We start from the raw sequence: 6,017 nt of genomic DNA, 5'->3' as shown, positions 1-6,017 counted from the left end.
AAGGCCTGGGTTGATGGGCTAAAGTCTGGTTATGAAATGAACGGATCTCTTCTTTAATGATTAGCAATAATCATGCCTTCGAATGTGCAGAGCGTGCTATGCTGCGCAATTAAACACAAAAACAAAAGCTTATGCTCATGGTATCGCAGTGGTAATAAAAAAATATGCGGTTGCTTCCCCCTGTTTTGGCCCAAGGAAGTCTCCGGTTTTTTACACCTGCTGTCATCATGTTTGGCAGCCGGTATATTCTATTAGCATCGGATGGTAAAGATGGGACTTACAAAGGTCGTACAGGAAGGGTGCTTACCCGTATTCCGGGTTCCGGGTCCATACAGATTTCATGATGAATAATTCCTTTCAGAATACCCGGATATTTATTTTGCCGCTTCCGGATAACCGTTTCCATGAATGCATAAAGGACCTGGCGCTGCTCTCCCGCCAGCCGGGCAGGCAAATGGCTCTCAATGCGTGCCGCATAACCATCATCCCCTGACGGTTCCAGAGACAGATTCCACCCGGCAACCGTCAGTTCAGCAAAAGCAGCCATCAGTTCCATTTCTCCATTACAGGCCGAGAGCATGGGGCTTGCCATTGAGGTGATTGCCATACCCACTTCTTCATCACTGGTTCCTTTATACTGGCGGATCCGAACTTTCGGCATTGGTTCCTCCTTTACTCTTCTGTCCATGGATCTGAATGCGGCCCAGGAAGGCCGGGATGGGGTAGATATCCTGATACCTGATATTTCCCCTATGATACATCGTATCCGTTTTTTTTCTTGACACATATGTTCTGTATGTGGAAAGGTAGGACTCAGGAGTAAACATTGTTTATTGGGTAAAGCTTTGTAACGGGTCTGCTATGACCCATAACCGTACACCACCAACCCACTCCTAACTTCCTCCCTTGTACAGGCTGCACCCCATCCCCAGGGTGCAGCCTGTATTATTTATGCTGTCCCTTCATGTCATCCAAACAAAAGTTCTTCCGTAAAACGATTTTCGTCAAAGGTGCAGCCAAGATAATTTTGAATGATTTTAAGGTCTTTATGGGCGTTATCAAGACATACGGTTCCTCCCGGGGATGGTGTCATGTTGAAAGTAATCCCTTTTCCCGTATCGATCTTCGCCTCACCAAGGAGAAGTTCTTTTTTCTTTTTGTCAATCAGCTGGGGACGCAGGCCACCGAAGCCTTTGGCAAATTTCAAGTCTTCCAGTCTTACGGAAGGAATAATTTTTTTCACATCTTTCAGGAAAAGCCTCCGGTTGATATAGGGAATTTCAAACAGGAAGTTTTTGAAGATATAGTTTCTGATGTCCGGGACGGTGTATAGATCCATCAAAACACTTGCGACGGAGGTGTCCAGTTTCAGAACCCGAAGAAAATCCACGATTGTTCTGGCGTTATATCGCTCCAGCATGGGGAGCAGAAGGGCGGTAGGGCCTATGCGGGTCATGCCGGGAGCAACAAAATCAGGGTCTCCGTGAATGGCTGCAAAGGGAAGTCTGTCATTTTGGACTGTGTACACCTTGCCCCTCAGGTAAGGAGGAATAAAGTAATAGGACCCTCCCACGGGGAGGCAGCTGAACTCGTGTCCATACCCCATGTTCTGCGCAAAAAGCAGTGAGTGACCTCCCGCTGAAACAACCACAAATTTTGCAGAAATGTTACCTCGGGCTGTCGTTATGTCGTATCCGTTTTCCTGCTTACGAATTCTGAGGACTGGCTCGCTCAGACGTATGTCTACGGTTTTTCCGGATTCCCTGCGGGCATTACGGACAAAAGAGTGAGCCATGGCATAGTAGTCCACAGCTGTATACTGATTTTGCACACCAATGGCCACAATCTCATCCTTCCGACCCTTGACAACAGCCGGCTCAATGCGGGCAATATCCTTTTCCTCCCAAAGACACATGTCCGGAAAATGGGGGGTAAAATTCTCAAATCGCCTACGCAGAAGCGCACATTCTTCTGGACCCACACCCAGCACCATTTTAGAGTAGACCTCCATCAGGGCATGGGTGTTTTGCTGCGCTTTGGCATAATGAATCAGCATATGGGCAGCTTTGTTGACCTTGATGGCTTTTTCCAGAGAGTAGTTCGTTTCTATGTCTCCGCAATGCAGAGTCTGAGAGTTGTTGCTTGCAGCGGAATTAACCAGAGAAAAATCCCTGTATTTTTCAATCAGCCCTATATGTTTGAGGTCTGTATACCTTGCCAGCTCATAAAGCAGGGATGTACCTGATATCCCCCCGCCAATAATCAGAACGTCATATCGGTCCGTTGCCATTGTTGTTATCCTTTAATAATTGAGGCCTGTTTCGGGCTGCCAGATCTTCTGACTTTCTGCCGGTGTCTTCCTGAACACCCACCCCGGGATTCCTTCGCAGCCGGTAATAAAATCCCCTTTGAAAAAGCCTTTTATACTGAAAATCAAAAGGGGACAACTCCTGCTGCTTTTTTGAAAAAAAAATAGCCGCAGCTCAGCATATGGCATGCAGGAATTTCAAAGATGTTATTTCCGCCACCGGAGCCCGGTGAAAGGCAGGCATGTGTGTGCATGATTCTGTCCCGCATTCATGGTTTTTGCGCTTGAGAGCAGAAGAACAATCTGGCCTGCCTATCGGTGCGGCTGTCTGGCAGGTTGGGGAATTGCACCGGTTAGCAACAAAGTATATCACGCTGCCGCTTCCTGCTGTCAGTTGTTTGCCGCTTACCTGTATAATCCTCTTTCTTGCCATGAAAAGCGGAGACATGATGCTCGTTTTCATGGAGTTATGATTCTCTGAGCTTGCCAAAACATATTCAAAGGAAAATAATTGACTATGGGATTGGAGTCTAAAGGATTGTGCTCCATATCAGCTTCTGGTAGTATAGAATATTTAAGTTCAAAATTAAATTTAGGCATTTATGCGGGAGAATCCATGCCGACGAAAGAGAATTTTCAAACTATCCTCAAAGAGGCACGACTCTATTCTTCACAGGGACTGTTCGATGAAGCCCTGAACCGCTTTGAGACCCTTGAAATCCTTGTCCATCAAATAACAGGGCTTAAAAAGAAAGAAGCGCTACAGGCAGATATCCGTGCCCGTATTTCCGAGTTGAAAAGAAAGATGGCCGATGTTTCTGAGGAAAATGAAACCAGAATTTTTACAGCCGAGGAATCCGAACTGGTTACAACGCTTCTGCCGGATACCGATGAAATTCCCCTTGAAATGAGACTGGAAAAGGCACGGCTTCTTGCACGTTACGGTTCCTACGCAGCCGCTATTGCTCTCTTTTCTCCTCTGGTAAAGGAAAAAGAAGTGGGCGAGGAGGCGGCAAAGGGCCTTATCACGGCCATGGTCAAAGACGGAAAAGATAATGATGCTGTCAACCTTCTGAAAAAGTGGGAAAAAAGCCGGAATTTCAACGAAAGGTTTCTGGTGCGGTGCCAAAGTCTTATTCCCGGCATGGCATCGGAAGCGGACCCGGCGGATGAAAATGAAATGGATCTGCTTCCGGTAAGCTCCGTGGGTATCCGGCTGGAAAACGTTCCGGAGGATTTGAATGATCAGGTAGATCTTGATGTGAGTTTTCAGTCCGGCAACCAGGTAAGTCTGATCATCTCCAGTAAAGATAAAAAACTCATTGATGACTTGAAGGTAGGGCTTCGGCTGAATGACATGCGCTGCTATTCCCCAGTGGCAGTTTTTCGGAGTTCAGGAATAGTGGCTTCCAAGCACCAGATTCATGCCGGACCCAAAAAGGGGGACTGGTGCCTGAACATAGAAATCAAGGGCTGATGTTTTCCCATAGGGTCCCAGCGGATTGTCATGGTTGGAGTAACGGAATTCTGGAGGGTCTTTATGGCCGTTTTTAACATGCAGCAACGGGTCATTGAATGTAAAATTGTTTACTATGGCCCGGGCCGATGCGGTAAAACAACCAACCTCGAAACCATACACAAACTTTTCCGGAAGCATATGAAAGGAGAGCTGGTTTCCATCGATACTCAGGGAGACCGGACCCTTTTCTTTGATTTTCTGCCCATGGGGCTTGGCAAGATTCATGGCTGCGATGTCAGGGTACAGCTGTTCACCGTTCCCGGCCAGCCCCAATATGCATCTACGCGAAAACTGGTTCTGAAAGGGGCGGATGGCCTTGTCTTTGTTGCTGACTCCCTTACGGTTCGCAGGGAAAAAAACATGCTCTCCCTGAAGGATCTGCATGAAAATCTCAAATCCTACGGATTGAATATCGCACGGGTTCCTCTGGTCATGCAGTACAACAAGCGGGACCTGGCCAGAGAAGGGCTGCCCGTCATGTCCATTGCTCAGATGGAAAGGGATCTCAACCGCCAGCTGAAGGTTCCTTCCTTTGCCGCCAGTGCGGTAACCGGAGAAGGGGTTGGAAAGACACTCAAAGCCTGCATAGAAAGCACACTCAGACATCTGCAGAAAGAACTGGACTGGGCGAAAAAATAAAGTCTGTCCGTAAACGGCCATGATTGATTCTGGAAATACCGATGCCAAAATCAGACGTCCTTTCAGGCAAGCTGTCTTTTATCAGTCTTGCTGACCTTCTTCAGTTTCTCGGAACCGCTGTAGCCAGTGGTGAGGTTCGCATTTTTGCGGAAAATGGTGCGGAAGGTGTCATTAACATGAAAAACGGAGATGTTTTTGATGCCCGCCAGGGGGGACTTTCCGGTGAAAAGGCTTTCCATGAACTGTTTACCTGGCAGGATGGGGATTTCCTTTTTCTTCCGGGGACTGGCCCAGCTTCCAGAGAGATCCACCGAAATCTCACAGGGCTTCTTCTGGATGCTCTCCGCCGGGTGGATGAGTCCCGGGAAGAACAGTCCTTTCATCACAGCTCGTCAGGTAAAGAGCCCTTTCTCAAAGGCCCATCCATTGAGTACAGTGATATTGTCGATGAAGAGTTCCACCGGGACGGCAGCGTGGTGGTGCGTCAGGGGCGTTTTGGTTCATGGCTATGGGTTATTCTGGAGGGGAAAGTCCGCACCCACAGGGAAATAGGGGGGCGGAGCATACCCCTTTTCTGCCTTGGCAAGGGTGCTTTTATCGGAAGCGCTGCCACTTTTTCCCTCATGAATCGCCCCAGAAATGCATCCGTACATGCGGTTGGTGAGGTATTGCTGGGAGTTCTGGATGCCCAGAGGCTCGCCCGTGAATACACAACTTTTTCTCCTTTTTTCCAGCAGCTTTTTCTGGATGTGGACAAAGAACTGACTCAGCTTGGCGAAACTCTCGCAAGGCTTCGGTCGTCCCTTTCCCTGTCTTCGGAAATACCGAAATCATGGACTGTCCTGCAGGCCTCAGGCACCCTTTCTTCAGGATCTTTTTTCTGTGTAAAGGGAGGGCGGGCCATTCTGGCCTATAAAGGGAAAGACGTCACATGGGAACTGGCATCTTTTGCCGAAGACAGTATCCTTGCCCACCCCATGGCGGGTAACCCCCTTGCCATCGATGGCCTTGTTTTTATGGGAGACAGTCATACATCCATTGTACCGGTAAGCGATGCAGATGCGGGCATGCTCTGGGACAGGCTCTCACCAACGTTCAGAAAAATGCTGGGTTTTTCCCTGAAGTCGGTGCAGACAACCCTGGAGCTCATTGGAGAATCCATAGATGTCAGAGGAAAAAGCCATGACACAGACCCGGAATCAATCTGAAAAAAGGCGTTTTATCTTTCGTCCGGAAACCCGGAATCTTGTTCACTTTTTTGTTCTGGGAGATCGGGGAGGCCTTATTCTTCAGGGGATGGGAAAAACCCTGAACATCAGCCGGGGAGGTGTGCTTCTGGAAATTCACACCCCCATTCCCGAAGGTTCCCGTGTACAGCTGTCCATTGGCATAGAGGACGATATTCTTGAACTGGATGCCATTACAGCACATATAAGAACTTCCCGGGAGGGTACTATCTATATAGGCTTTGCTTTTTTGCCTATGACGGGTCCGAAGGCAAGGCTTTTGTCCCTTTTTATTCAACGATTTGAAGAATATATATAGGAAAGT

6 protein-coding genes are annotated in these 6,017 nt (G+C 48.2%); 4 read left to right on the top strand and 2 right to left on the bottom strand.

Translation table 11 applies throughout. The features are described from left to right. Window positions 1–277: 277 nt before the first annotated feature. Entirely contained in the window at window positions 278–661 is a 384-nt protein-coding gene (locus tag OOT00_RS14265) for a hypothetical protein (protein ID WP_265426072.1), read from the bottom strand. Between the two features lie 306 nt (window positions 662–967). Then, a complete protein-coding gene (locus tag OOT00_RS14260; protein ID WP_265426071.1) occupies window positions 968–2,290 on the bottom strand; it encodes an FAD-dependent oxidoreductase in 1,323 nt (440 codons plus the stop codon). A 634-nt stretch (window positions 2,291–2,924) separates the two neighbouring features. On the opposite strand from OOT00_RS14260, the gene OOT00_RS14255 reads away from it, so the two are divergent. The 4 genes from OOT00_RS14255 to OOT00_RS14240 all read left to right on the top strand — a co-directional run bounded on the left by OOT00_RS14255 (window position 2,925) and on the right by OOT00_RS14240 (window position 6,011). Beyond that, window positions 2,925–3,785 (top strand): hypothetical protein, encoded by an 861-nt coding sequence (locus tag OOT00_RS14255; RefSeq protein ID WP_265426070.1) that lies wholly within the window; start codon window positions 2,925–2,927, stop codon window positions 3,783–3,785. Window positions 3,786–3,848: 63 nt separating this feature from the next. After that, on the top strand, window positions 3,849–4,466 hold the full coding sequence (locus OOT00_RS14250) for a GTP-binding protein (RefSeq protein WP_265426069.1): 618 nt from the start codon (window positions 3,849–3,851) through the stop codon (window positions 4,464–4,466). 41 nt (window positions 4,467–4,507) lie between these two features. Further along, window positions 4,508–5,674, top strand: a complete 1,167-nt coding sequence (locus tag OOT00_RS14245; protein WP_265426068.1) for a DUF4388 domain-containing protein — start codon at window positions 4,508–4,510, stop codon at window positions 5,672–5,674. Further along, a complete protein-coding gene (locus tag OOT00_RS14240; protein ID WP_265426067.1) occupies window positions 5,649–6,011 on the top strand; it encodes a PilZ domain-containing protein in 363 nt (120 codons plus the stop codon). Before OOT00_RS14245 ends, OOT00_RS14240 begins: the two co-directional genes overlap by 26 nt. Window positions 6,012–6,017: the final 6 nt, after the last annotated feature.

The sequence above is a fragment of the Desulfobotulus pelophilus genome (genome assembly GCF_026155325.1).
Classification (GTDB): domain Bacteria; phylum Desulfobacterota; class Desulfobacteria; order Desulfobacterales; family ASO4-4; genus Desulfobotulus; species Desulfobotulus pelophilus.
Note: the sequence above shows the minus strand (reverse complement) of the source record. Positions and strands in the feature narration are given on the sequence as shown.

What these genes read in the sequence shown, in the direction of transcription:
- OOT00_RS14265 (WP_265426072.1), bottom strand. Translation starts at nt 661, where the DNA reads ATGCCGAAAGTTCGGATCCGCCAGTATAAAGGAACCAGTGATGAAGAA.
- OOT00_RS14260 (WP_265426071.1), bottom strand. Translation starts at nt 2,290, where the DNA reads ATGGCAACGGACCGATATGACGTTCTGATTATTGGCGGGGGGATATCA.
- OOT00_RS14255 (WP_265426070.1), top strand. Translation starts at nt 2,925, where the DNA reads ATGCCGACGAAAGAGAATTTTCAAACTATCCTCAAAGAGGCACGACTC.
- OOT00_RS14250 (WP_265426069.1), top strand. Translation starts at nt 3,849, where the DNA reads ATGGCCGTTTTTAACATGCAGCAACGGGTCATTGAATGTAAAATTGTT.
- OOT00_RS14245 (WP_265426068.1), top strand. Translation starts at nt 4,508, where the DNA reads ATGCCAAAATCAGACGTCCTTTCAGGCAAGCTGTCTTTTATCAGTCTT.
- OOT00_RS14240 (WP_265426067.1), top strand. Translation starts at nt 5,649, where the DNA reads ATGACACAGACCCGGAATCAATCTGAAAAAAGGCGTTTTATCTTTCGT.